20 protein-coding genes are annotated in these 23487 nt (G+C 56.9%); 18 read left to right on the forward strand and 2 right to left on the reverse strand.

Annotation, left to right across the window (positions count from 1 at the left end):
- The first annotated feature begins 32 nt into the window (after nt 1-32).
- From ACFO5Q_RS04965 to ACFO5Q_RS05015, 11 genes are all read left to right on the forward strand, one after another.
- The gene (locus ACFO5Q_RS04965; RefSeq protein ID WP_068149828.1) at nt 33-860 is read left to right on the forward strand and encodes a flagellin; all 828 of its coding nucleotides are present in this window, start codon (nt 33-35) and stop codon (nt 858-860) included.
- A gap of 99 nt (nt 861-959) precedes the next feature.
- Nucleotides 960-1784, forward strand: a complete 825-nt coding sequence (locus ACFO5Q_RS04970) for a flagellin (RefSeq protein ID WP_068149825.1) — start codon at nt 960-962, stop codon at nt 1782-1784.
- A 93-nt stretch (nt 1785-1877) separates the two neighbouring features.
- Nucleotides 1878-2720 carry a 3-deoxy-8-phosphooctulonate synthase gene (gene kdsA, locus ACFO5Q_RS04975; protein ID WP_068149822.1) on the forward strand — a complete coding sequence of 281 codons (843 nt, stop codon included), beginning with the start codon at nt 1878-1880 and terminating at the stop codon, nt 2718-2720.
- Between the two features lie 6 nt (nt 2721-2726).
- Nucleotides 2727-3233, forward strand: coding sequence for a KdsC family phosphatase (locus tag ACFO5Q_RS04980; RefSeq protein WP_068149819.1), 507 nt, complete (start codon nt 2727-2729; stop codon nt 3231-3233).
- 3 nt (nt 3234-3236) lie between these two features.
- Nucleotides 3237-3989, forward strand: coding sequence for a 3-deoxy-manno-octulosonate cytidylyltransferase (gene kdsB, locus ACFO5Q_RS04985; protein WP_068149816.1), 753 nt, complete (start codon nt 3237-3239; stop codon nt 3987-3989).
- The gene (locus tag ACFO5Q_RS04990) at nt 3986-6079 is read left to right on the forward strand and encodes a capsular polysaccharide biosynthesis protein (protein WP_068149813.1); all 2094 of its coding nucleotides are present in this window, start codon (nt 3986-3988) and stop codon (nt 6077-6079) included. Before kdsB ends, ACFO5Q_RS04990 begins: the two co-directional genes overlap by 4 nt.
- A 126-nt stretch (nt 6080-6205) precedes the next feature.
- Nucleotides 6206-7786 (forward strand): sulfotransferase family 2 domain-containing protein, encoded by a 1581-nt coding sequence (locus tag ACFO5Q_RS04995; protein WP_068149810.1) that lies wholly within the window; start codon nt 6206-6208, stop codon nt 7784-7786.
- Between the two features lie 194 nt (nt 7787-7980).
- Nucleotides 7981-8886: a sulfate adenylyltransferase subunit CysD gene (gene cysD, locus ACFO5Q_RS05000; protein ID WP_068149807.1), complete on the forward strand. Its 906-nt coding sequence runs from the start codon at nt 7981-7983 to the stop codon at nt 8884-8886.
- Nucleotides 8886-10808, forward strand: coding sequence for a sulfate adenylyltransferase subunit CysN (gene cysN / locus ACFO5Q_RS05005; RefSeq protein WP_068149802.1), 1923 nt, complete (start codon nt 8886-8888; stop codon nt 10806-10808). Before cysD ends, cysN begins: the two co-directional genes overlap by 1 nt.
- A gap of 193 nt (nt 10809-11001) precedes the next feature.
- A complete protein-coding gene (locus ACFO5Q_RS05010; protein WP_068149799.1) occupies nt 11002-11466 on the forward strand; it encodes a DUF805 domain-containing protein in 465 nt (154 codons plus the stop codon).
- Nucleotides 11467-11524: 58 nt separating this feature from the next.
- Entirely contained in the window at nt 11525-12424 is a 900-nt protein-coding gene (locus ACFO5Q_RS05015) for an alpha/beta hydrolase (protein ID WP_068149796.1), read from the forward strand.
- Here ACFO5Q_RS05015 and ACFO5Q_RS05020 read toward each other — a convergent pair.
- Nucleotides 12396-13964, reverse strand: coding sequence for an LTA synthase family protein (locus tag ACFO5Q_RS05020; RefSeq protein WP_068149793.1), 1569 nt, complete (start codon nt 13962-13964; stop codon nt 12396-12398). The genes ACFO5Q_RS05015 and ACFO5Q_RS05020 overlap by 29 nt on opposite strands.
- Nucleotides 13965-14031: 67 nt before the next feature.
- Nucleotides 14032-15327, reverse strand: a complete 1296-nt coding sequence (locus ACFO5Q_RS05025; protein WP_068149790.1) for a capsule biosynthesis protein — start codon at nt 15325-15327, stop codon at nt 14032-14034.
- Between the two features lie 601 nt (nt 15328-15928).
- On the opposite strand from ACFO5Q_RS05025, the gene ACFO5Q_RS05030 reads away from it, so the two are divergent.
- From ACFO5Q_RS05030 to ACFO5Q_RS05060, 7 genes are read left to right on the forward strand one after another with little or no spacing between them, the layout of a single operon-like run.
- Complete coding sequence (locus ACFO5Q_RS05030) at nt 15929-16948, forward strand: KpsF/GutQ family sugar-phosphate isomerase (protein ID WP_068149784.1); 1020 nt, start codon at nt 15929-15931, stop codon at nt 16946-16948.
- A gap of 43 nt (nt 16949-16991) precedes the next feature.
- Entirely contained in the window at nt 16992-17774 is a 783-nt protein-coding gene (locus ACFO5Q_RS05035) for an ABC transporter permease (protein WP_068149782.1), read from the forward strand.
- On the forward strand, nt 17771-18421 hold the full coding sequence (locus tag ACFO5Q_RS05040; protein ID WP_068149779.1) for an ABC transporter ATP-binding protein: 651 nt from the start codon (nt 17771-17773) through the stop codon (nt 18419-18421). Before ACFO5Q_RS05035 ends, ACFO5Q_RS05040 begins: the two co-directional genes overlap by 4 nt.
- 23 nt (nt 18422-18444) lie before the next feature.
- Entirely contained in the window at nt 18445-19641 is a 1197-nt protein-coding gene (locus tag ACFO5Q_RS05045; protein ID WP_068149776.1) for a hypothetical protein, read from the forward strand.
- Nucleotides 19634-21295, forward strand: coding sequence for a polysaccharide biosynthesis/export family protein (locus ACFO5Q_RS05050; protein ID WP_082719964.1), 1662 nt, complete (start codon nt 19634-19636; stop codon nt 21293-21295). Before ACFO5Q_RS05045 ends, ACFO5Q_RS05050 begins: the two co-directional genes overlap by 8 nt.
- An 18-nt stretch (nt 21296-21313) precedes the next feature.
- Nucleotides 21314-22327, forward strand: coding sequence for a glycosyltransferase family 2 protein (locus tag ACFO5Q_RS05055; RefSeq protein WP_068149774.1), 1014 nt, complete (start codon nt 21314-21316; stop codon nt 22325-22327).
- A gap of 2 nt (nt 22328-22329) precedes the next feature.
- Nucleotides 22330-23484 (forward strand): hypothetical protein, encoded by a 1155-nt coding sequence (locus ACFO5Q_RS05060; RefSeq protein ID WP_068149770.1) that lies wholly within the window; start codon nt 22330-22332, stop codon nt 23482-23484.
- Nucleotides 23485-23487 lie beyond the last annotated feature (3 nt).

Consider the following 23487-nt stretch of genomic DNA (forward strand, 5'->3'; position numbering starts at 1 on the left):
ACTGTGTCTGAAAATATGGTGGAGAAGGCAAAATGGCTTTTTCCGTAAATACGAACGCGGGTGCCTTTCTCGCGCTCCAGAGTCTTAATCAAACAAACAGCCAACTGGAAACGACGCAGCGGCGCATCAACACTGGTCTCAAGGTGGAAAGCGCCAAGGACAATGCTGCGACCTATGCCATCGCGCAGAATTTGCGCGGTGATATAGCCGGGCTGAACGCAGTTAAGGGCTCCCTTGACCGGGCTATCTCAACGCTTGATGTGGCAATCGCAGCCGGTGAGGCGGTGTCTGACCTTCTGACAGAACTGAAGGAAAAGGCTGTTGCCGCGAAAGATACCGGCATCGATAGTGCCAGCCGTGATGCCTTGAATGACGAGTTCGTAGAGCTTCGGGACCAGATCACCAGCATTGTTGAGAATGCCGAATTCAATGGCGCAAACGCGGTGGATGGCAGCGGTACGGATATCATCGCCATCACCGATGACACCGGCACCAATACAATTTCGATCGCGTCGCAGGACTTGACCCTGGGGGGCGCGGTGGTGACCTTGTCTGATACGCAGGAAATATCAACGACTGCGCTGGCCTCCGCTGCCGTGGATACGATCTCCACGTCCGCTGCCAATGTAACAACGGCCCTGTCGACTTTGGGCGCGGGCTCTACGCGGCTTGAAATCCAGCGGGAGTTTGTCGGCAAACTGTCAGATACCATTGAAGTGGGTATTGGCAATCTTGTAGATGCCGATCTGGCGAAAGAATCGGCGAACCTGCAGGCCTTGCAGGTGAAGCAGCAACTTGGATTGCAGGCTTTGTCGATCGCCAATAATTCACCAAGTGCCGTCCTGACACTTTTCCAGTGACGGGCCGGGGTCTGGTCGTGATATAGTTGGGCTGGGCGTTTGAGATTGAGGTAGCTGGCATGGGGATGCTGGCATAGTTTAACCAGAAGGGTGCGTTACATGGTTTTCACCGTGGATCCAAATGCAGGCGCTTTTGCTGTTCTGCAGAACAAGAAACAAACAGGCAAGAGTCTGGCCGAGGCTCAGGCAAAAGCTGACCAGGCGGGCAAGACAGATGAGCGGCATGCGGATAGCGCTGTGACCCTGGAAGGTCAGCTGGAAGGTGACGCCAGCGGGCTGGAAGCAGTAAAAGCATCGCTTGGGCGGGCGGCGTCTGCGCTGGATGTGGCGTCTGCCGCAGCGCGCAAGGTATCCGACCTGCTGTCGCAACTGCAGGAAAAAGCAGAGCGCGGGCTTGACCCTGACCTGGATGAGGGATCGCGCGCGGTGCTCAATGAAGCTTTTGCAACTGAACGGGACCTGATCGGCGACGTGATCCGTGATGCCAGCTTTGACGGCATCAATGCGATTGCGCGGGGCGGGCAGTCCATTGCGGCTCTCACAAGCGCCAATGGTCGCCGGGCGGTTGAAGTGCCAGCGCAGGACCTTGCGCTGGGCGGCCCCAATGTCACGCTCAAGCCGAAACAGGGACTGGAAAGTGTCACTGCCGCAGCAGATACGCTGGAGGCCGTTGTGGCGTCGCGGGCGAATGTGGACAAGGTGCAGGCGGTATTTGAAGCCGGCAGCGAAAGCATTGATGCGCAGCAGTCGTTCATCGGTAAACTTTCGGCAACCATTGAAGCCGGCGTCGGCAACCTGGTTGAGACAAGCCTTGAAAGCGAGACCGCCAATCTGCAGGCGCTGCAGGTGAAGCAGGCACTGGGTGTTCAACCCCTGCCGATCGCCAACCAGCGGCCGCAGGCAATCCTGTCGCTTCTGAAATAACCGGCCTTTTCTGTCGCGGGGGCCACTGCAGCCTTGCGCTTTCGTGCCGCCCGCGCTAGCCATGGCACTATAGGACAACTATCGGGGGTAGCTATGGCTCGATCTATCTCACTCGGGCGAGATATAACGGTCGCGAATGACGCGCCATTCGTTCTGTTTGGCGGCATGAATGTTCTTGAAAGCAGCGAACTGGCTTTTGAGGTCGCAGAAGCCTTTGTGGATGTCACCAAAAGGCTTGATATCCCCTATGTATTCAAGGCATCGTTCGACAAGGCGAACCGCTCCAGCGTGCATTCTTTTCGCGGTCCGGGCCTTGATCAAGGCCTGCAGCTTCTGGCCGATATCAAATCCAAGTTTGACGTGCCGATTATCACCGATGTGCATGAACCTCATCAGGCTGCCCCAGCGGCTGAGGTGGCGGATGTGATCCAACTGCCGGCTTTTCTGGCCCGCCAGACAGACCTTGTCACCGCAATGGCGCAAACCAAAGCCGCGATCAACGTGAAGAAACCGCAGTTCCTGGCGCCTGAGGAAATGCGCCATATCATCAGGAAATTCAAGGAAAGTGGTAACGACAAAATCATGCTGTGCGAACGCGGCAGCTGCTTCGGCTACAATAACCTGATTGTCGACATGCTGGGTATGGACGTGATGAAAGAGTATGCGCCTGTTGTGTTTGATGCCACCCACGCGCTGCAGCGCCCCGGTGGCCGCAGCGACAGTGCAGGCGGCAGGCGCGCGCAGGCCGCGGCCCTTGCGCGGTCTGGCATGGCGCTTGGGATCGCGGGACTTTTCATTGAAGCGCATCCGAACCCGGATGAAGCGCTGTGCGATGGCCCCTGTGCGTTGCCGCTGGATAAGCTTGAGCCGTATCTGGCGCAGATGAAAGCCGTGGACGCGCTGGCGAAAAGCTTCCCCGCGCTGGTGACGGAGTAGACGGCTATGGATATCCGGCTGCTGGTTCTGGATGTGGATGGGGTGCTGACCGACGGCACCATCTATTATTCCGCTGAGGGCGAGGAGCTGAAAGCCTTCAATGTGCAGGACGGCCTGGGCATCAAGCTTCTGATGCAGTCCGGTTTCGAGGTCGCTGTGATCTCTGGCCGGGGCAGTGCGCCGCTTGAAAGGCGGCTGGATGATCTGGGCATCTTTCACCGCCGCTTCAAATGCAAGGACAAAGTGGCCGCGCTTGAGGATATCTGCGACGAAGTGGGCTGCATGTTCGACCAGGTGGCCTTCATGGGCGACGACCTGATTGACCTCAAGGTGATGCGCGCAGTGCGCTTTGCCGTTGCCCCGCCAAACGCGGTGCCGGATGTGCTGAAGGCCGCGCATCATGTGACAGAACGCCCAGGTGGGCATGGTGCGGTGCGGGAGGTGTGCGACTATCTGGCAGCCCTCAAGGGCATCCGCTTCGCTGACTATTATGTCACGCCCGAGGAGGACTAGGGCATGACCTTCAGGATCGTTATCCCTGCGCGCTACGCGTCTTCCCGTCTGCCGGGCAAGCCGCTTGCAGACATTGGCGGCAAGCCGATGATCCAGCATGTATGGGAGCGCTGCAAGGAAACGGGTGCAGCGGATGTGGTTGTGGCCACAGACGACGCTCGAGTGTTTGACACCGCACAGGAATTCGGGGCCCAGGCGGTTATGACGGCTGCGGACCATGCCTCCGGCACGGACAGGATAGCAGAGGTGGTGGATATCCTGGGCTGCGCGGACGATGAGATCATCGTCAATGTGCAGGGGGATGAACCCATGATGCCGCCGGCGCTGGTGCGCACGGTGGCGGACCTTCTGGCCGAAAGCGCAGATGCGGCGCTCGCGACAGCCAGCCACCCTATCGCCAGCATGGATGACCTTCTGAACCCCAATGTGGTTAAGGTGGTGACCGACAAGACAGGCAGCGCCTGCTATTTCTCCCGCAGCGCCATCCCGCACGAGCGCGGCGCCGAGCGGCCTGACCTGCAGCGCTTCGCCTACCAGCGCCATATCGGCATTTATGCTTACCGGGCGGGGACGCTTCGGCAGCTGACATTGCTGCCGCCTGCGCCGCTTGAAGAGTTGGAGGCGCTGGAACAGCTGCGCGCGCTTTACCACGGCATGAAGATCATGGTGGCGGAAGTGGCGGATGCACCACCCGCTGGCGTGGATACCGAAAAGGACCTGGCCGCCGTGCGCGCCATGATGGGGCTTTCGCAATGACCGAAACAAGCACAGAGAAGACCCAAGCCCCCCGCGCGCTGACAACCTCTGGCGGCATCGCAGGCGATCCGCTTTTGTCCGCGCTTCTGGGGCGCGAGGTCCGCAAGGGCTTGTCTGGCGCCCGTGATGGCGATGTGGTTGTGGGCTGGGGCCAGAAGGAAAATACGGAAAAGGCACGGGCCTATGCCAAGCGCCGTAACCTGGAATATTGGCGCCTGGAGGACGGCTTCCTAGGGTATTTGAGCCACCCATCCATGGACGGGCGCCGCCTGTCGCTCGTGGTGGACAAAAGCGGTATCTATTATGACGCCCATACCCCAAGCGACCTTGAAGGGTTGCTGAACCGGGATGACTGGATCACGGATGAGCTTCTGGCCCGCTCGCGCGATGCCATGGCGCGCATCCGGCGCTGGCGGCTGTCGAAATATAACCACGCGCCCTTCGATATCTCGCCTGAGCTCAGGGAAAAGTTGAACGCCTTCAAGGGACCGAAGGTTCTGGTGGTGGACCAGACGTTCGCCGATCAGTCGATCAAATACGGCATGGCGGATGACAGCATGTTCATGGAAATGCTGAAAACTGCGCTGGAGGAAAATCCCACGTCGCTTGTGCTGGTGAAGGTGCACCCAGACGTGCTGGCAGGCAGCAAGCGCGGGCATTTCGACCTGGAGCGCACACACGAGCGGGTGATGTTCATTGCCGACGATGTGGCGCCTCAGGCACTGATGGAACGGGTCGACCATGTCTATGTGGTGACCAGCCAGATGGGCCTTGAAGGCTTGATTGCAGGCAAGAAGGTATCCTGCTTTGGTCTGCCGTTTTACGCGGGCTGGGGCCTGACGCATGACCGGCAGCTTTGCGAAGCCCGCATCGCCAACCGAAGCCTGGAAGAGCTGTTCGCGGCCGCTTTCATCGTCTACAGCCGCTATGTCGACCCCTTCACGGGTGAAGCATGTGAGCTGGAACGCGTTCTGGATATCCTGACCGCGGAACGCCAGATGGTGCGGCCACGCGGCAAGCGGGCGCTGGCGGTGGGCTTCAGCTTGTGGAAGCGGGGCTTCATCCCCGAGTTCGTGGGGGTGGGTGAAAAGAATACTGTCTTCATCAAACCCCAGATGCTGGACGGCTATGAATACAGGGACGGCGATATTGTCATTTTGTGGGGGCGAAAGCACGACAAGGAAGCCGAAGCTGTGCCGGATCATATCCCGGTCTGGCGCATGGAGGATGGTTTTCTGCGGTCTGTGGGGCTGGGGAGCGATCTTCGCAGGCCGTCCTCTCTGGTGCTGGACCGGACGGGCATCTATTATGATGGCCGCGGCCCAAGCGACCTGGAGACCTTCCTGAAGAAGCATGATTTTGACCGCCACGACCTGGCGCGTGGCAAGGCCCTGCGTGAAGCGGTTCTGGGCGCGCGTGTTTCCAAATATAATGTGGGGTCGGCGGGCAAGCTGGACTTCAGGGCCAAGGCGGGTGGCAAGCCGGTGATCCTGGTGCCGGGGCAGGTGGAAGCCGATGCCTCGATCCAGCTGGGGTCACCCGAGGTCAAGACCAACGCCGCCCTTCTGGAGGCCGCGCATCAATCCAATCCGGAAGCCTATATCATCTATAAGCCGCACCCTGATGTGGTGTCGGGCAACCGGGAAGGGGCGGTGCCTCAGGATGTGCTCGAGCGCTGCGCAAGCGAAGTGGTGATAGACGCAGATATCATCGATTGCCTTGAGGCTGTCGATCAAGTGCATACCATGACGAGCCTGACGGGTTTTGAGGCCATTCTGCGGGGCATTAAGGTGACAACCTACGGCATGCCGTTTTATGCCGGCTGGGGCCTGACGACCGACCAATTGGGCGCTCGCCTGAGCGAGCGTCGCGGGCGCGACCTACCGCTGGACGCGCTTGTTTATGGCCTTTTGTGTGTCTATGCGCGCTATGTTCAGTGGCCGGGCGGCAAAAGCTATGGCCCGGAAGCGCTGGTGGCGGACATTGCCGTTATGGAACGCGGCGGCAGCGTGATCTCCGGCGGGCCTGTTGCCTCGGTTGCCAAGCTGGCGCGCAAAGCCATGTATATCGCGGAGGCGCTGCGCCGGTAACGGCATGTGACCCTGCCTGTGGATGGTTCCGAATGTAGCGGCGGTTGGTCCAATTATAGGCTGGAGCGGGCAGCTAAACTGCGTTAATCGGATCAGCGATTAAAATGTATTTTGTTGGGGGATAAAATGACCAGGCAAGCCTATGTAGACCAGGAAGGGAAAAACCTTCTTTTCTGGTCTCCGAAATCCGGATGTACCAGCCTTGTTCAATGGTTTGTCTATGGGTATCTGGGCGTTCGCCAGGAAGAGGTGCGCAAGGATTATTCCGACGCCCGCGCCTGGTTGCGTGGCGAGGGCTATTTCAGCCATTTTCGCGACGCCCGGAAGCTGGTCAACAAGAATGGCTATTCGGCTATTGCGCTTGTGCGCCATCCCGCTACACGGGTCCTGAGCGCCTTTCTAAACAAATTTGTTGTCTACCAGCGCAAGCCGATTGACGCCTGGGAAAAGCATGAAGCAGCAATTCGCCGCAGCCTTATCAACTGGGGCTTTGCCGAGCCCGGCGGTGAAGGGTTCGCGGGGATTTCCTTTCGCCAGTTCCTGGACCAGATTGAAGCGCGCGTAAACAATGTGACGCAGGGTGAACCGCAGCTTGACGGCCACTGGAACACGCAGGTGCCGATTGCTTATGGCCGTAGCGGCTTCAAGTACAAGAAGCTGCTTTACCTTGAAGATGCGGACTATGCGTTTGACTGGCTGAATGAACACTTCGGTATCAACTACAGAAAGCCGGCGATCAATCGCACCAAATATGATGATACCGCCGTAACCATTGATGCAGCCGACATGCCGTCTTTTGAGCTGGCGGCCCATCCGGAATATCTGAACAAGGAAAACTTCCTTCATAAGGATATTCTCGAGCAGATCGCCCGCATCTATCGGATCGATTATGACAAGTTCGGTTACGACCCTTTCGATATCACCATGGTGCCGGATGTTCACGCGGGCATGAAGCCTGAAGGCCAGCGCGCGCCCGAGGCCTCGAAAGAAGAGATTGAAAATGCACCGCCTTTCGAAATTCACGACAATGGCGCCAAAAAGACCATCGTGGCCTTCGGTGGTTTGGGGCTCCAGTTGGGCATGCCGGTGTTCGAGTTTCGCAAGGCCTTGTCCAGCCTTGACTGCAATCTGGTGTTTTTCCGGGATGTTCACCGGTCCTGGTATCATGCCGATATCAAGGAATTTGGCGCGACCTTCGAGGAAAAAGGCAACCGGATCAAATCCCTGATCGGCCACCTGGCAGACACGGAGCTTTACACGCTTGGCAGTTCAGCCGGGGGCTTTGCGGCCCTCATGTTCAGCGCCTTCATCAAACCCAAGGCGACCCTTTTGTTCGGGCCGCAGGTGTTTATCGATGCAGACACCCGAAACCTTCTGACCGATCGCCGCTGGCACCGGCTGATTTCACAGATTGAAAGCGACAGCCACCTTTCGGTAACAGAGGTTGCGGACCAGATCAGGCATCCTGTCCATATCATTGTGGGCAATCAGGATGACCTTGATATGCGACATGCGCTGTATGCGAAAACCCTGGTGGACGACACGCGGATCATGGTGTTAACAGGCGCTGGCCACAATCCGGCGGGGGAGCTCAGGAATGCGGGCGTCCTGCAAAAGGTTCTGGAGGACTTTCTGGCGGAAAGGGACATTGAAGAGCAACCTGATCTCAGTGTTTCGGGCAGGCGAGCATCCTTGATGAAGCTCTAAGGTTGGGTTTAGCTGTCGGGTAAGTGTGGCTGATGGCGATGGTGGGTAATTGGAAAAATATTCCAAAATAGCCCCCCTAGGGTTGGAAAAAAGAAAAAATCATTTTCTTTACTGCTTGTGCTTGCGCTACACCCGCACCATCTTTAAAAGCCTTGAGGTTTAAGGGCTCAAAGCAAGCTGTTGGCGGATTTTTGATGACAAAAACACTTACCCATTTGAAACGACTGGAAGCCGAAAGCATCCACATCATGCGCGAGGTTGCGGCGGAAGCTGAAAACCCGGTGATGCTTTATTCTGTCGGCAAGGACAGCGCGGTGATGCTGCACCTGGCGATGAAGGCATTCTATCCTTCCAAACCGCCGTTCCCAGTCATGCATGTGGATACTACCTGGAAGTTCCGCGAGATGATCGAATTTCGGGATAATCTGACCAAGGAGCTGGGCCTCGACCTGATTGTTCATATCAATGAGGAAGGTGTCAATGAGGGCATCGGCCCATTCACCCACGGTAGCCAGGTTCATACCGATGTGATGAAAACCCAGGCGCTCAAGGCGGCGCTGGATAAATACGGTTTTGACGCAGCCTTCGGTGGCGCGCGCCGGGACGAGGAAAAGTCCCGTGCGAAAGAACGCGTATTTTCCTTCCGCTCCGCCCAGCACCGCTGGGACCCGAAGAACCAGCGCCCGGAACTGTGGAACCTTTATAACGCCCGCAAGAACAAGGGTGAAAGCATCCGCGTGTTCCCGCTTTCGAACTGGACCGAGCTGGATATCTGGCAATATATCCACCTGGAAAATATTCCAATCCCCGGCCTGTATCTGTCGAAGAAGCGCCCTGTTGTGGAACGCGACGGCCAGCTGTTCATGGTGGATGACGACCGCTTCCCGCTAAAGGAAGGCGAAGAGCCGATGATGAAGTCCGTGCGTTTCCGTACGCTGGGCTGCTACCCGCTGACCGGTGCTGTGGAATCTGAGGCTGACACGCTTGAAGAAGTGATCCAGGAAATGCTGCTGACCACCAGTTCCGAGCGCCAGGGCCGGGTGATCGACCATGACGCCGCGGCATCCATGGAGAAGAAAAAGCAAGAGGGGTATTTCTAATGTCGCACCAGTCTGACCTCATTGCTGAAGATATCTCGGCCTACCTGAAGGCCCAGGAAGAAAAATCCATGCTGCGCTTTATCACGTGCGGCAGCGTGGATGACGGTAAATCCACCCTCATCGGTCGCCTGCTTTATGACAGCAAGCTGATCTTTGAAGACCAGCTGAGCGCCCTTGAGGCCGACAGCAAGAAGATGGGCACCCAAGGCCAGGAGATTGACTTTGCGCTTCTGGTGGATGGCCTCGCGGCCGAGCGCGAGCAGGGCATCACCATCGATGTGGCTTACCGCTTCTTCTCAACCGACAAGCGCAAGTTCATCGTGGCCGACACGCCGGGGCACGAGCAATATACCCGCAATATGGCCACGGGCGCCTCTACAGCCGACGTCGCCATCCTGCTGATCGATGCGCGCCGCGGTGTGCTCACCCAGACCCGCCGCCATAGCTTCATCTGCTCGCTTCTGGGTATCAAGCGCATTGTGCTGGCCGTCAACAAGATGGACCTTGTGGACTATAGCCAGAAGGTGCTGAACGATATTGAAGTCGAGTACCGCGAGTTCGCGAAGGACTTCGGTTTCGCAGAGATCGTATCCATCCCGCTTTCCGCGCTGAAGGGCGACAATATCCTGACGAAATCAGAAAACACGCCTTGGTATGACGGCCCAACCCTGATGAATTACCTGGAAACTGTTCCAGTGGGTGATGCGCGCCAGGCGGCGGACTTCCGCCTGCCGGTTCAGTGGGTTAACCGCCCGAACCTGGACTTCCGCGGCTTTTCCGGCACTATCGCAAGCGGCACCATCCGCCCGGGCGACCCGATCAAGGTGCTGCCAAGTGCGGTTGAAAGCACGGTGAAATCCATCGTCACCTATGATGGTGAACTGGATGAGGCGGTTGCGGGCGAAGCCATTACGCTGACGCTGAATGACGAGATTGATATCTCCCGCGGGGACGTGATCGCGGGCAAGGATCATCCGTGTGAGGTGGCCGACCAGTTCGAAGCCAAAATCATCTGGATGGCCGAAGAACAGATGCTGCCGGGCCGCCCATACCTGTTCAAGACTGCGAACAAAACCATTCCCGGCCTGGTGACAGACCTGAAGCACAAGGTGAATGTGAACACGCTTGAGCACACTGCCGCGAAGAAGCTTGAGCTGAACGAGATCGGTATCTGTAACATCGCGCTCGACAGCCGTATCGCGTTTGACCCTTATGGCATCAACCGCGACACCGGCGCCTTCATCATCATCGACCGCATCACCAACTCGACCGTTGGTGTGGGCATGATCGACTTCGCGCTTCGCCGTGCGTCGAACATCCACTGGCAGGCATTGGACGTGGACAAGATTGCCCGCGCGGACATGAAACACCAGCGCCCGGCGGTGCTGTGGTTCACTGGGCTTTCCGGTTCCGGCAAATCCACCATCGCCAACATCGTTGAAAAACGCCTGTTCGCACGCGGCCGCCACACCTACACGCTGGACGGCGACAACGTGCGCCATGGCCTTAACCAGGACCTGGGCTTCACCGACGCCGACCGGGTGGAAAACATCCGCCGCGTGGGCGAGGTTGCCAAACTGATGGTGGACGCGGGCCTTGTGGTGATGACCAGCTTTATCTCCCCGTTCCGGGCAGAGCGCCGCATGGTGCATGACCTGATGGACGAGGGCGAGTTTATCGAAGTCTATGTGGACACGCCGATTGAGGTGTGCGCAGAGCGTGACCCCAAGGGCCTGTATAAAAAGGCCAAAGCGGGCGAGATCAAGAACTTCACGGGCTATGACAGCCCCTATGAAGCGCCTGAACGTGCCGACATCCATGTGAACACGGAAAAGATGAGCGCCGAAGACTGCGCCGATGTGATCATCGCCTATCTTGAGGAAAACGGCTATCTGAACGCCAATGGGGGCGGCCAACGGTAATTGTTGGTAAATGTCACCCTGAACTTGATTCAGGGTCCATGGGGCCATCTGAATGGGTGGTGGAGCAATTTAATGGATGCTGTTTGCGAAGCTGGCGGTACGCCAACCAAGTTCAGCATGACGATCAAAGCTTGAAATCAACACCGAAAAAGGCTGGGATGTTCCCGGCCTTTTTTGTTGGGGGAGCAAAGTAATGTGGGCGTCTATTTTTTATTCACTCAAGCATGTTCTGGACTTCAATGGACGGGCTGGTCGTGCGGAGTATCTCATTTTTTGCGGTTTTCTGTTGGTGTGTGACCGCCTGATTGGCTGGCGAGACGAGCTGGCGTGGCAGGCCGCGATGGGTAAAGTCTATCCAGTGCCGGCGGTGACCTATTGGGAACCAATTTTTCAGAAGGCGGCCATTGCGTTGATGCTGGCGCTTCAGGTGCGGCGTTTGCACGACTTTGATCTGTCCGGTTGGTGGGTCTTAGCTTTTTCTTTGCCGTGGGTGCTGAAGATCTTTCCTCTCGTGGGTGAGCATATAGATACAACCTTTTGGCTTTGGGGAATTGTTTTGGCATTTGTCCTGCCATCGGCCTTTCTTCGCGGGATGAAGGCTGAAAACCGTCATGGTCGGTCCCCTTTGGCAACTTCGCCAGATAGGGCGGACCCTTAACCTTGCTTTCACCCTTTTCGCGCCATAGTGTACCGGGCACAGCCATTGGGGAGGATGTATGGCGAGTTTGAAGTCACATTTGTTTGTACTGATCCTGAAGCTTCTGGACCGGAAAGGCGGGCTGAAGGACGGCCCCACGATCCGCGAGACCATCAAGAAGCGGCGCGCCAGCGTTGACTATCGCCCCGGTGAGAAAATCCACAAGCGGTTGGATATCGAGGAAATGGATATCGGCGGCTTCCCCACCTATGTGGTCAGCCCAAAAGGCAAAACGCCCGATCATCATGTTTTCTACCTGCACGGCGGCGCATATGTGTTCGAAATCATCCCGCCGCACTGGTCTTTCATCGCAGACTTTGCCCATAAGGCGAATGCCACCGTCATGGTGCCCATCTATCCGCTCGCGCCCGAGCATGATGTGCTTGCCGCCCTTGACCATACGGAAGCCGCCTGGAAGGCGTTCGAAGCCCGTGTGGGCGACAAGTCCATCCATTTGATGGGTGACAGCGCCGGTGGCGGGCTTGGCCTTGCGCTGACGCAGAAGCTGATGGCAATTGGCGCGCGCCTGCCGGAAAACCTGTTTATGATATCGCCCTGGCTTGATGTGGCGCTGGACCGGCCGGAAATAGAGCTCATTGACCCCGCAGACCCGTGGCTTTCCATTGGTGGCCTGCAGGAAGCGGGGCGCATGTATGCGAACGGCCTGCCGATCGATGACCCGCGGGTCAGCCCCATTCATGGCCCGGTGGATGGCCTGCCGCCCTGCCATATCTTCATTGGAACGCGTGATATCCTGATGCCAGACTGCAAGCGCTTCGCTGACCGGCTGGCGGAGGCTGGGCAAATGATGAGTTATCATCAGGAGCCGGGCATGTTCCACTGCTGGCCACTTGTGAATATGCCGGAAGCCCACCGTGCGCGGGCGTCGATCATTCGCCTGATGAAGGGCCGTCCTTAAAGCCCGCGGCCTTGAGCATATCGTCGCCCAGGTTTTCCACCCGCTTGCCGTCTGCGCTTTCAAGCGGGCCTTCGCTTGACCACAGCAAATAATCCACGGCTTTGCCTTCAATGCCGTGCTGGCTGAACAGTTCGTGGAAAGCAGGCAGGTGATCGCCATAGAAGCTGATTGCCCGCGGGCGGTCGAGCGTCTCTTTGGCCTGTGGCCCCAGCCGGTCAAACAGCTCCAGCAGATGGTCCATATGCTGACGGTATAGCGCGAAGGATCGGTCCTTCGTTGGGTCTTCCGCCTGTGCCTTTTCTTCATCAATCCAGCTTGCAAGCCGCCCTGGCTGCCAGGGGCCGTGGCTTTCAATGGAGATCACGAACAGGAACAGGGGCTGGTCGCTTGCGGCTTTATGGTCGGCAATCGTCTGTTCGATCACGTCCCCAAGCGCCTTGTCTGAGACATAAAGGCCGAAACGCTCGGCGTCCTCGAATGCCTCAAGCCCGATGAAGTCATCAAACCCCAGCTTTGGGATCACCGTATTGCGGCGGAAGAATTCCTTTTTGGCCGGATGGATGCAGATGGTGCGGTAGCCCGCCGCTTTGAGGCGCGTGGCCAGTGTTTCAACGCCGGTGTGTGCTGCGCGCTGATAAGGGTTGATGCAATCAATGCCCAGGTCTTCGTTACGCGTCCCTGAAAGGAAGGCGAACTCGCTCTGCATCGTGGATGCGCCCCAGGCTGGGACTTCGAGCGTGCCAGCGGCCGCACCCTTGTCGCGCAGGGCTGCGAGCGGTTCCCAAATGTGGTTGTGGTGCCCATCAAGGTTTCGGTAAAGCCGGTCGATATCGAAATAGCTTTCCGCCTGGATGGCGATCAGGTCCGGTTTCACGGTTGGCGGCTCAAGGGCCGGACGCCTGACCTTCAGTGCCGGGTTTTCTGCCTTGTCCATCAACAGCACCGCATAAAGCGGCATCAGGGGAAAGAGGCCGAAACGGGCCGTGTCTGTGTTGGTGTCGAACATCATGCCCATCTTGCGCGCGCGGTCCTGCGTGAAGATCGCTGCGGCGGCATGGGCCAGGAACCAAAGGAACAGCACCCACACAATAAGACCAAGCGCCCAGGCGGCAGGCACTGGTAAAATCTGTTGCTGGCTGGCGAAGGAAGTCTCAAGCACAAGGCCTGCGACCAGGGCCGTCAGGAAAGTGACAACCACGACCATCAATCGCCCGGCGCCGACATAGGCAACATAGAATTCCGGATAGATGAACAGGTGGCGGGCGGTCTCAAGGTCTGGTGCATTAAGGGGTTCCCCAAGCACCTTGTTTTTCACATTGGATACAATGGTGAAGCCGCCATAAACAAGAAACCAGCCGCCAAGGGCGATATAGGGATGGCCCAGAAGTACAGCCCAGCTGATGTAAACCAGCGCGGAAACTATGGGTGTCAGTATGTAGAAAAGCCCATGGCGCTTCGCCTCAGGCCGCGTGAATCCGATGGTGACCATCGCTTCCAGAAGGAAGGGCAGCAGCAAAATAATTGCAGGTATCAGGAACATAGCCAAGGGCGCCGGTCATCCGTTGTTCGAGTTGGCCTGACAGGCCGCTTCGGCGACCGCTCTGGTTTCAGGCTGCGGGCAGGCGGGGCAGGGCGCCACTGATGACGCGGGCGGCCTCCTGGCTTGCGCGTTCAATGCCAGCCTCCGAGAACAGATCCCCCCTGACTTGCGTATATGTCTCTACAACGGTGAGGAATTCCTCTGCAAGCCTTTGTTGCGGCGCTTCGGGATTTTGCCAGAAGGCATCGAGCGGTTGTTGGTCTGTCAGCCCGGGGATGTCATAGACCGCCGTGCCAAGCGCCTTCAGGGGGCGACCCAGCCGAAGCGTGGCAAAGCCCACCGTGCTGTTCACCAGCACCACGCCTTCAGCGCGCTTGATGATATGGTCCAGGTCACCGCCTGATGCGAAAGACACCCGGTCCGTGATGCCAAGCTCAGCGGCTTTTCCTTCGATGATGCCGCGATAATCGATCATGCCGTTATCCAGCGGATGGTTCTTGAAAAAGAGCTCAGTGCCCGCTGGCGCGTGTTTGGCGAAAGACTGCATCACTTCATCAATGAAGGCGGGCATGCCGCTGAAATCAGAATGGATGCGGATCTGGTAATCGCTGTTCAGCTGCAGGGGTACCAGGAAATAGGGTGCCTCCGCCCTTTCAATGCGGGCAATGGTGGCTTTGTTTTTGCCGCCATGCATAAGCGTTCTGAAGCCACGCTTAATCCAGCCCCCGGCTTCCTGCCAGATGGATGCCGGGCGATGGCCGCGATAATGGGGGAATTTCCATCGGTACATGATGTTGGCGCCGTGGGCCAGCAGGTCCATCCGCGCCCGGCGGCCCATGTTGGTCTTGATCGGGGTGTAGGGGGCAAGGTCGGGTGCGGCCTGGCACAGCGCCCCGATGGCCTCCTTTACGCGAAGCATGCGGGAATAACCGTTGGTGCCGTCAATTTCCATGGTCACAAAGCCGGGGCGAATATATCCCTCATCCATGGCAAAAAGTTTGACGCCATTATCTGATGCAATCTTGCGTGCCGTCTCGTGAATGGGCCTGCAATCACCAAAAAGGATGATCGTATCGATCTCATTTTCCTTGACCAGTCGGTCGTAATAATCGGCCAGGCGATCAACCGTGTCACGATATGCGTGGTGCGTGACGCGGGGGGTGGGCTTGCCCCTGAATGTCCAGTCACCGCCACAGAAATGCACCCGGTGAACAGTCGCACCCTCTTGCGCCAGTTTCGCAGCGAGTGTGGCGAAGAACGGCGTGGCAAGGCCTTGAAGAAAAAGGATATTTCGGCCGGAAAGCGGCCTCTCTGTTGCCGCGACTGAATGCTTTGTATCAAAGGCCGATGAGCCATTTTCCATGGTGATTTCGCCTGCTTGTGCGTTCAGCCACTGCGCTTGTTTTTCGGCTAATCCGGCATTCCCTTCCAATCCTTTCGAAGGGAAACAGAATTTTGAAGTAGCAAATGCCCCCCGCGCATTCAAATGCTTTTTAGGTGAAATAATTCGCTTTTGAGGTGCGGGTATTCTCGTTTGGCGGCGTCTATTAACCAAGGGTTCATCTTCAAGCCTTTATCCGATGCCAGTGTTTTTGCGTTCTGATGGCCCAGAAAATGAGCTAATAATTTGTTTACAAATTTGACGAACGGAAAAAGGCAGACTAATCATGAAGATACTTTGACGAAGGATAATCCGGTTGTTGACGTAAATTCATGTATGATGCTGAAAACTTGGGCTCGCAGGCCTTTGGATTTTTAGCGGACAGAAGTGCGGCATGCACTGAAACGGGGGCATGCTTCAAATGTTACGGGTTTATTGAGAAGCGCTGGCGCTTGTGCTAGCTTGCCGCGATTTTATGACTGCGAACTTGTTTGCACCAAAAATGCCATAATTCGGTCTTTAGTTCAGGGGCTTGGTACAGGTGGTTCACATAATAACAACGACGTAGCTTTGGGGATACTATATGAAAAGCACGGCGGACGAGCAGGCAGCTCGCGAAAATATCCTTGACCTTCCCAACAGTGTGAAGGCCGACCTAAGTGAGACTTTAGAGAATATTGGCAGCAGCTTCCTCAAGCAGGGGCAGGCGCTGGAACGACTTTCCCAAACCTATGACCATGATGCCTATGCTGAAGCTATTCGAATTGCGCTTCAGACCCGCGGGCACCTGATTGTCATAGGTATGGGCAAATCGGGCCACGTGGCACGCAAGATTTCGGCAACGCTGGCATCCACCGGCACACCGTCTTTCTTCCTGCATCCGGCAGAGGCATCGCACGGTGACCTTGGTATGGTGACACCGGGCGATACGCTGTTGCTTATTTCCTATTCCGGCGAGACGCAGGAGATTGTACAGCTTTTGCCGTCCCTGAAGTCTTTCGGTAACAAGATCATCGCCATCACAGGCGCGAAGTCCTCGACCCTTGGACGCGCGTCCGATGTGGTCCTGGAAATCCCGATCGCGGAAGAGGTTTGCCCCAACAATCTGGTGCCGACCACCTCGATCGTCGTGACCGTTGCGATGGGCGATGCGCTTGCCATTTCGCTGATGACGCTCCGTAATTTCCATGCCCGCGATTTCGCGCGCTATCATCCTGGCGGTTCGCTTGGCCGTCGGCTGCTGATGAAAGTGTCCGACGTGATGCTGACCTCCAGCGTTCCGGTGGTAACGCCCAACATGGTGCTCCTTGAACTGGCAGCCGAAATGGCTGGCGGTGCAGCAGGTGTTGCTGTGGTGGTTGATGAAGACAAGAAGCCGATCGGTGTTGTCACCAAAGGGCAGCTTGGTGTGGCCCTGCGGGTGACGCGCCGTGTCCGTGAGGTTTCGGCCCACCAGTGCATGAGCAAGGAATTTTCCGTTATCCGCAAGGATGTCATTGTTGATGAGGCGGAAAGCATGATGCGCGGTGACGAGGTAAAATTCCTGGTTGCGGTGGACAGCGAAGGGCGTTACGCGGGGATCTACAAACACGAGGACGCCTAGGCGGCAGATGCCACAGGCGCTCGACAGGAGATAGAGCCGGCGCATGAGGGCCCGTTCCGCATTTTCCATCCAGAAGGATGTTATCTTTGCCATTCTCGTGAGGGAGATGAACGCCAGGTTCAGCTCCTACACGTTTGGTAACATCTGGCTGGTGCTCGAGCCCCTCTTGATGATGGTCATGTTCATCATCCTTTTTGGCCTGCGTGGCCGGGGCGAATTCGGCTATGTTGCGCCACCCATTTTCGTTTTTGCGGGCTTTCTGCCGTTCAAGATTCTATGGCAACTGACCATGCGGCGGAATATGTCGGCGCTTGCCGGCGCTCGCGGGCTGATGGGCTTCCGGCAGGTCAGGCTGTTTGATATCTTTCTGGCCCATAGCTTCCTTGAAGGTTGCCTGTTCCTTGTTGTGGGCGTGCTGATGGGCCTGGGACTCTACTGGTTTGGCTTTGATGCAACGCCACGTGACCCGCTGTTGCTCCTGGGCTGGTGTGCCATCTTGTGGCTCTTTGCGGCTTCAGTTGGCATCCTGGCTTGTGTGGTGTCCCAGTTCGCGCGCGAGATCGAGAAAGTCATCAACATGATCCAGATGCCGCTGCTGTTCACATCAGCGGTGTTCTTTCCGATGACCATCATCCCGGAACCCTATCGCAGCATATTGGCCTGGAATCCGCTCGTGCATGCGATGGAGCTGATCCGCGAAGCCTGGTTCCCGGTTTATGAGAGCCCAGTCGCAGACGGTTTCTACCTGTTCCTTTGGGCGATTGGCGCCATGGCCCTGGCTATCTCAAGCTACCGGCTGTCCTGGCAGAGGATACTGGCGCAATGATCCGGCTTGAGAATGTATCAAAATATTATCCTACGCGTTTTGGCCCGAAATACGCGCTGAAGAACCTGAATATCGATATTCCGGATGACCGCGACGTGGCCATGCTGGGCGTGAACGGGGCGGGCAAATCCACACTGCTGCGGCTAATCGGCGGGATCGATTTTCCGTCATCCGGGCGCATCCGGTCTGATCGGTTTATTTCCTGGCCGCTGGCGCTCTCCAGCGGATTTCAGGGCAATATGACTGGGCGCGAGAATGTGCGCTTTATCTGCCGGATACATGGTGTGCGCGGCACCGGTGAAATCGAGGACTTCGTCAAGGAATTCAGTGAACTTGGCGACATGTATGAGTTGCCGGTCAACAGCTATTCAAGCGGGATGCGGTCCAAATACTCCTTCGCAGTTTCCATGGGCTTCGACTTCGATACCTATCTGATCGACGAGATCATGTCGGTGGGGGATGAAGGGTTCCGGAAAAAGTGCGAAAAGGCCATTTCAGAAAAACGCGAAAACGCAAATATCATTCTGGTTTCACACAATATGAGCACGATCAGAAAGCATTGTAATGCCGCAATTTTGCTTGCATATGGTCGGGCGGAATTTTACGAAAGTGTGGACCGCGCCATTTTTAGATACCAAAGCCTATAGGGTTAGCGGTTGCTCGGGGAAGCATGAAACAGATTTTGGAAAAACTAAGGGGCGCAGTATCCAGGCGCCTGGACCAGCGTAAAGACCTGGTCACACAGCAGCAAGGCAAGCTGTCGGTTGCGTACACGGATGTCCGCTCGGCGACGGTCAATTTCGGCAGCTACCGGTGGGTGCTGGTGATCACGTTTCTGGCAGCGGTATATTATGGCCTGTTTGCGTCTGACCGCTATATCACCGAAGCCCAGCTCTATGTGAAATCCACCAAAAATGGTGCCGGCGCGCTGACGCAACTGTCGCTTCTGGCAGGCGGCGGCAGCGAGGCGCGCGATGCTTTGCTGCTCAAGTCCTATATCCATTCATCGGATATGATGCGGTACCTCAACAGTGAAATTGCCCTGAAAGACCATTTCATCGATAGCCAGTGGGACATGATCGCCCGGCTCGGCAGCGAACCGACGGAAGAGGAGTTCCTGAGCTATTACCGCGGCAAGGTCCATGTTTCCATCGACCCGGAGTCCGGGATTTTGACTGTTTCAGGCGAGGCATTCTCGCCGGAATATTCCCAACGAATGGTGGGTGCGATCCTCACTGAATCAGAACGCTTCATCAACAGCGTCAGCCAGAAGATAGCCACGGAAGAAATCAAGTTCGTGAGCAGTGAACTGGAAAATGCCCGCGACCGGGTGAATGAGGCCCGGGACAGGATGCTGACGTTCCAGAATGAGAACCAGCTTCTGGACCCAGCCGCCTCTGGCGCGGCCCTGCAGTCTGTTGTGAACGAGCTGGAACGCCGCCTGGTGGAGCTGGAGACCGAGAAGAAAGTGCTTTCAAGCTACCTGAATAGCAGCGCTCCCCAGTTGGTGTCGGTCCAGAGCCGGATTGACAGCGTGCAGGCGCAGCTGGATGAAGAACGCAAGAAGATTGCCAACCAGGACACAGACGCAATCAATGATGTGAATGCCCGCTTTGAGCAGATGAAGCTGGAATTCGAATTCGCCACCAAGCTTTATCAGGTTGCTCTTCAGGGCTTGGAACAGGCGCGGGTGGACAGCTATCACAAGCTGAAGCATCTGGTGGTGTTGCAGGCGCCGAAGCTGCCTGATGAGGCGCTTGCGCCACGAAAACTATATAATCTGATCACGCTCTTCGTCTTGTTGAGCCTGGCCTACGGGATTGTCACCATGACACTCGCAACCATTCGGGAGCACCGCGATGTTTAATGCTTTGATGAACAAGCCAGTCGAAGCGCTGAAAGCTGGGCTCGCGGCCCTTGCGCTCATGGGCGTCTCAAGTGGGGTTTTCGCACAGGCCGCTCCGCCGCTTGCACAAAATGCACAGCCTGTGAATGAAAGCGCCAATGAGGTTATCGATCGGCAGGAAGCGTTCGGAAACTGGATTTTTGGTGGTCAGTTTGCCAACCAGTCATTCGTTGGGTTCAACCCATCCTATGAGATCGCGGTAGGCGACAAGATCAGCCTCAAGATGTGGGGTGGGTTCGAGTTCACGGGTGACCTGATCGTTGATGCGCAAGGCAATGTCTTCTTGCCGGAAGTTGGTCCCGTTGAAGTGCAGGGCGTCAGGAATGAAGATCTCAATGAGGTGGTGACCGAGGCGGTTAAGCGCGTATTCAAGAAGAATGTGGGCGTTTACGCAAGCCTTGACGGCGCAGAGCCAGTCAAGATTTTCGTCACCGGTTTTGTTGACCAGCCTGGCCTTTATGCCGGTCATGCATCCGACAGCGTACTCTTTTTCCTGGATCAGGCCGGTGGTGTTGACCAGCGCCGTGGCTCGTTCCTTGAAATCAAGGTGCTGCGTGGCGGCCAGGTCTATCGCACTGTCAATCTGTATGACTTTATCCTGACTGGCGTCATGCCTGTGTTCCAGTTGTCGGACGGGGACACCATTGTGGTTGCTCCGGTTAAGGCTCAGGCTGGTGTTCTGGGTGACGTGCAGAACAGGAACCTGTTCGAGTTTGCAACCAATACCGTCGAAGCCGGGAAACTGCTGGGGCTCGCCCGGCCGCAGCCACAGGCAACCCATGTGCGCATCAGCCGCAACAGCCAGGCCAAGTCCGAAGTTGAATATATCCCACTTTCTGAAGCTGCTGAAGTGCCGGTATTTCCAGGTGACGTGCTGCATGTGATGTCAGACAAAACAAACGGCACCATTTCGGTGCGCGTTGAAGGCGAAACAGATTCCGCGCGTGAGTTTATCCTGCCGTATGGCGCCAAGCTGGGGGACCTGATTGCCCAGATCGACTTCGGCCAGAACGCCCAGCGTGATGCCATCCAGCTGATGCGCAAGAGCGTGAAGCTCAGGCAGAAAGAAATGCTGGATGCCCAGCTCCGGGCGCTGGAAAGTAGCGTGCTGACCGCCCGGTCGAACACCGCCAAGGAAGCGGAACTCAGAAAAAGCGAGGCAGAGCTGATCCTGAAATGGGTTGAGCGCGCTCGCAATGTGGAGCCGAACGGCCAGGTAGCGCTTGCGGGCGCTTCGTCCGTGAACGATATCCTCTTGGAGCCTGGTGATGTGATCCGTATTCCACGCACCAGCAAGCTTGTGATGGTGCATGGCGATGTACTTTTCCCAAGTGCGATGGCCTTCCAGGACGGTCGCACGGTTGAGGAATATATCGAGCAGGCTGGCGGCTTTACCCAGTCGCGCCGCAACACCAACGTGCTGTTGTTGCATCGTGACGGCAGCTTCCAAAAGGTGAAGAGCGGCGATCTGGACAGCAGGCGGGTGCAGATGCGCCCAGGTGATGAGATTTTCGTGCTGCCACGTGTGGCAACCAAGCATATCCAGATCGCATCCGATATCATCAGTATCTTCTATCAGCTTGCACTGTCTGCTGGCGTGGTACTGCGGCTTTAGAGCTGGCAGGAGACACCGATGACTCTTTTCATTCGCAGAATGCGCAAGCTAGGCAGGGACCCGGTCGGGTATCTGCTGGATAGTGCCCATGGCCCCTTGAGGGCCTTGGGGAAGCGGCTTTACGCGAAAGAAACTGATCGGTTCCGGAAGCTTGGGCAAGCCGCTGCCGACCGCAAGATCACGGTGATCATGACGGCCTTTAATACAGGCCATCTGATCGAGCGTGCTGTCCGGTCCGTGCTGGCGCAAAGCCACAGGAACCTCGAGCTGATGGTGATCGATGATGCCAGCAGTGACGACACAGCGGCCATCCTAGCGCGCATGGCCGCAGAGGATGGACGCCTTCGGGTATTTTCTTCACCGGCCAATCACGGCACCTATTGGTCCAAAAACTGGTGCCTGACCAAAGCCACCGGGGAATTCGTCGCCTTCCATGACAGCGACGACTATTCCGACCCTGACCGGCTGGTGGTGCAGATGGGGTCGCTTCTGGACGATTCCGGACTGATGGCCTGCACATGCCGCTGGCGGCGGGTGGATGAAGACGGCGCCCTGCAACTGATTGACGGCGCGGAAGAACGCATGGCTGCCATCAGCCTGATGATCCGCCGCGCGCCGGTTCTGGAACAGGCTGGTTTCTTCGATACCGTGCGGATTGCCGCAGACACGGAATATATTCGCCGGTTGAAGGAAATCTTCGGCTGGAAAGGGGTGCGCCACCTTCGCCAGTGCCTATATACTGGGCTTTTGCGCGATGGGTCGCTGACCACCGATGTAGGCTCCGGGTTCGACTGGCAGCGCAAGGGCAACAGCCACCAGCGGGCCGTGGGCGGCAATCGCGCGGCCTATTATGATGCCTTCACCAGTTGGCACAGCGCCTGTGGTGGCGACCGTACCAAGCTCTCGGTTTCCTTTCCTGCGATCAAAAGGCCTTTCGATGTGCCCGCAGAGATGTTGAAGGGCTGCAACGACGATGACCTGACCCAGGTGGTGGAGCTGGATGCCAGCCTGCCACAGACAGCGAGAGGATAGCCATGAAGTCGCAGTCGAAAGTGCGGATCGAGCGTTTCGTGCGCCAGGCGAAAAATTGGTCGTGGCCAGCTTTTTTCCGTGGGCTGCGGGAAAACTCCCTGATCGTGATGGATAGCGATCTGTTGCGCGAGTTCGAGAAGCAGATCGATGGCTTCCTGTGCGCAACAGCAACTCCGAAAACGGTTGATAATGCAATCGACAAGACGGTTAAGCGGATCTTTGTTCTGTGCCGCGAAGGGGAACTGGCACTGGTCCGCCGGTTGCAGAAAACCTTTCCGCGCAAACGGGTCATTTCGCTGACCTACGAGTTGGCGCCCAAAAGCCTGTTCGAACGCCCGAAACTGCTGCAAAAGCTGGAAATTGATGCAGCTGAAAAGAAGCGGCCTATTGTGATTCTGGGTGCGCCATATTCCGATACTGAATATCTGGCCGAAATTATCCGACAGAACGGTTTCGGCAACCCGAGGGAATATTTTGACCGGACGCTGGGGAGCTGGCTGATGCTTCAGAAAGATTTCCAGGCTGCCAGATATATGGATTTGCTCGACAAGCTTTATCGCAAGGACGGCGTGTTCGACATGATCCTGCACACCGATGTGATGCAGGCTTTGTTTGAGAACAGCAGGGTGGGATGGAAAACGCTCCTGGACTGGATACGGCGCCATGATGCCAGGGTTATCTATTTCACGCGACGGGACAAGATGGCCCAGGCCGGTTTCGCTGGTGCGTTGGACGATTCCCGATTTCGGTCCGTATGGGACATGACACCAGCCCAGCGTAGCAACTTCAGTCCGCCAACCCTGGGATTTGCCGAAAGCAACGCATGGCTTCAGAACGCGCTGACACAGGAAGCTGCGCTAGAGGATTTCTTGCAGAATCAGGTGGAAGATTTCCGGTCTGTAACGCTTGAAGAACTGGTGGAGCGGCCGGTTGAGGTTCTTAAGGCGCTGACGATCTTTCTGGAAGAAAAGACCCCAAGCGCCTTTGCTGTGCCTGACTACCGCGAGCCCTATCAAGCACTGCCTAGACTTTGGTCTGATGCTGTCAAATTCCGCCACGAGCTTATTGACCGCCTTGGTCTGCATGTGAACGCAGCCGGATCGCTGGTGACTTATACAGACGCGCTGATCAAAGGAAATGGCAAGAAGGCGATATAGGCC

The sequence above is a fragment of the Kordiimonas lipolytica genome, assembly GCF_042651265.1.
In the GTDB taxonomy this organism is placed as follows: domain Bacteria; phylum Pseudomonadota; class Alphaproteobacteria; order Sphingomonadales; family Kordiimonadaceae; genus Kordiimonas; species Kordiimonas lipolytica.

Coding starts and splice junctions, on each gene's coding strand:
- ACFO5Q_RS05015 (WP_068149796.1), top strand. CDS start 11,525: ATGGCGAGTTTGAAGTCACATTTGTTTGTACTGATCCTGAAGCTTCTG.
- ACFO5Q_RS05045 (WP_068149776.1), top strand. CDS start 18,445: ATGAAACAGATTTTGGAAAAACTAAGGGGCGCAGTATCCAGGCGCCTG.
- cysN (WP_068149802.1), top strand. CDS start 8,886: ATGTCGCACCAGTCTGACCTCATTGCTGAAGATATCTCGGCCTACCTG.
- ACFO5Q_RS04980 (WP_068149819.1), top strand. CDS start 2,727: ATGGATATCCGGCTGCTGGTTCTGGATGTGGATGGGGTGCTGACCGAC.
- ACFO5Q_RS05060 (WP_068149770.1), top strand. CDS start 22,330: ATGAAGTCGCAGTCGAAAGTGCGGATCGAGCGTTTCGTGCGCCAGGCG.
- ACFO5Q_RS05055 (WP_068149774.1), top strand. CDS start 21,314: ATGACTCTTTTCATTCGCAGAATGCGCAAGCTAGGCAGGGACCCGGTC.
- kdsA (WP_068149822.1), top strand. CDS start 1,878: ATGGCTCGATCTATCTCACTCGGGCGAGATATAACGGTCGCGAATGAC.
- ACFO5Q_RS05020 (WP_068149793.1), bottom strand. CDS start 13,964: ATGTTCCTGATACCTGCAATTATTTTGCTGCTGCCCTTCCTTCTGGAA.
- ACFO5Q_RS04990 (WP_068149813.1), top strand. CDS start 3,986: ATGACCGAAACAAGCACAGAGAAGACCCAAGCCCCCCGCGCGCTGACA.
- ACFO5Q_RS05025 (WP_068149790.1), bottom strand. CDS start 15,327: ATGGAAAATGGCTCATCGGCCTTTGATACAAAGCATTCAGTCGCGGCA.
- ACFO5Q_RS05050 (WP_082719964.1), top strand. CDS start 19,634: ATGTTTAATGCTTTGATGAACAAGCCAGTCGAAGCGCTGAAAGCTGGG.
- ACFO5Q_RS05040 (WP_068149779.1), top strand. CDS start 17,771: ATGATCCGGCTTGAGAATGTATCAAAATATTATCCTACGCGTTTTGGC.
- ACFO5Q_RS04970 (WP_068149825.1), top strand. CDS start 960: ATGGTTTTCACCGTGGATCCAAATGCAGGCGCTTTTGCTGTTCTGCAG.
- cysD (WP_068149807.1), top strand. CDS start 7,981: ATGACAAAAACACTTACCCATTTGAAACGACTGGAAGCCGAAAGCATC.
- ACFO5Q_RS05030 (WP_068149784.1), top strand. CDS start 15,929: ATGAAAAGCACGGCGGACGAGCAGGCAGCTCGCGAAAATATCCTTGAC.
- ACFO5Q_RS05035 (WP_068149782.1), top strand. CDS start 16,992: ATGAGGGCCCGTTCCGCATTTTCCATCCAGAAGGATGTTATCTTTGCC.
- ACFO5Q_RS04965 (WP_068149828.1), top strand. CDS start 33: ATGGCTTTTTCCGTAAATACGAACGCGGGTGCCTTTCTCGCGCTCCAG.
- kdsB (WP_068149816.1), top strand. CDS start 3,237: ATGACCTTCAGGATCGTTATCCCTGCGCGCTACGCGTCTTCCCGTCTG.
- ACFO5Q_RS05010 (WP_068149799.1), top strand. CDS start 11,002: ATGTGGGCGTCTATTTTTTATTCACTCAAGCATGTTCTGGACTTCAAT.
- ACFO5Q_RS04995 (WP_068149810.1), top strand. CDS start 6,206: ATGACCAGGCAAGCCTATGTAGACCAGGAAGGGAAAAACCTTCTTTTC.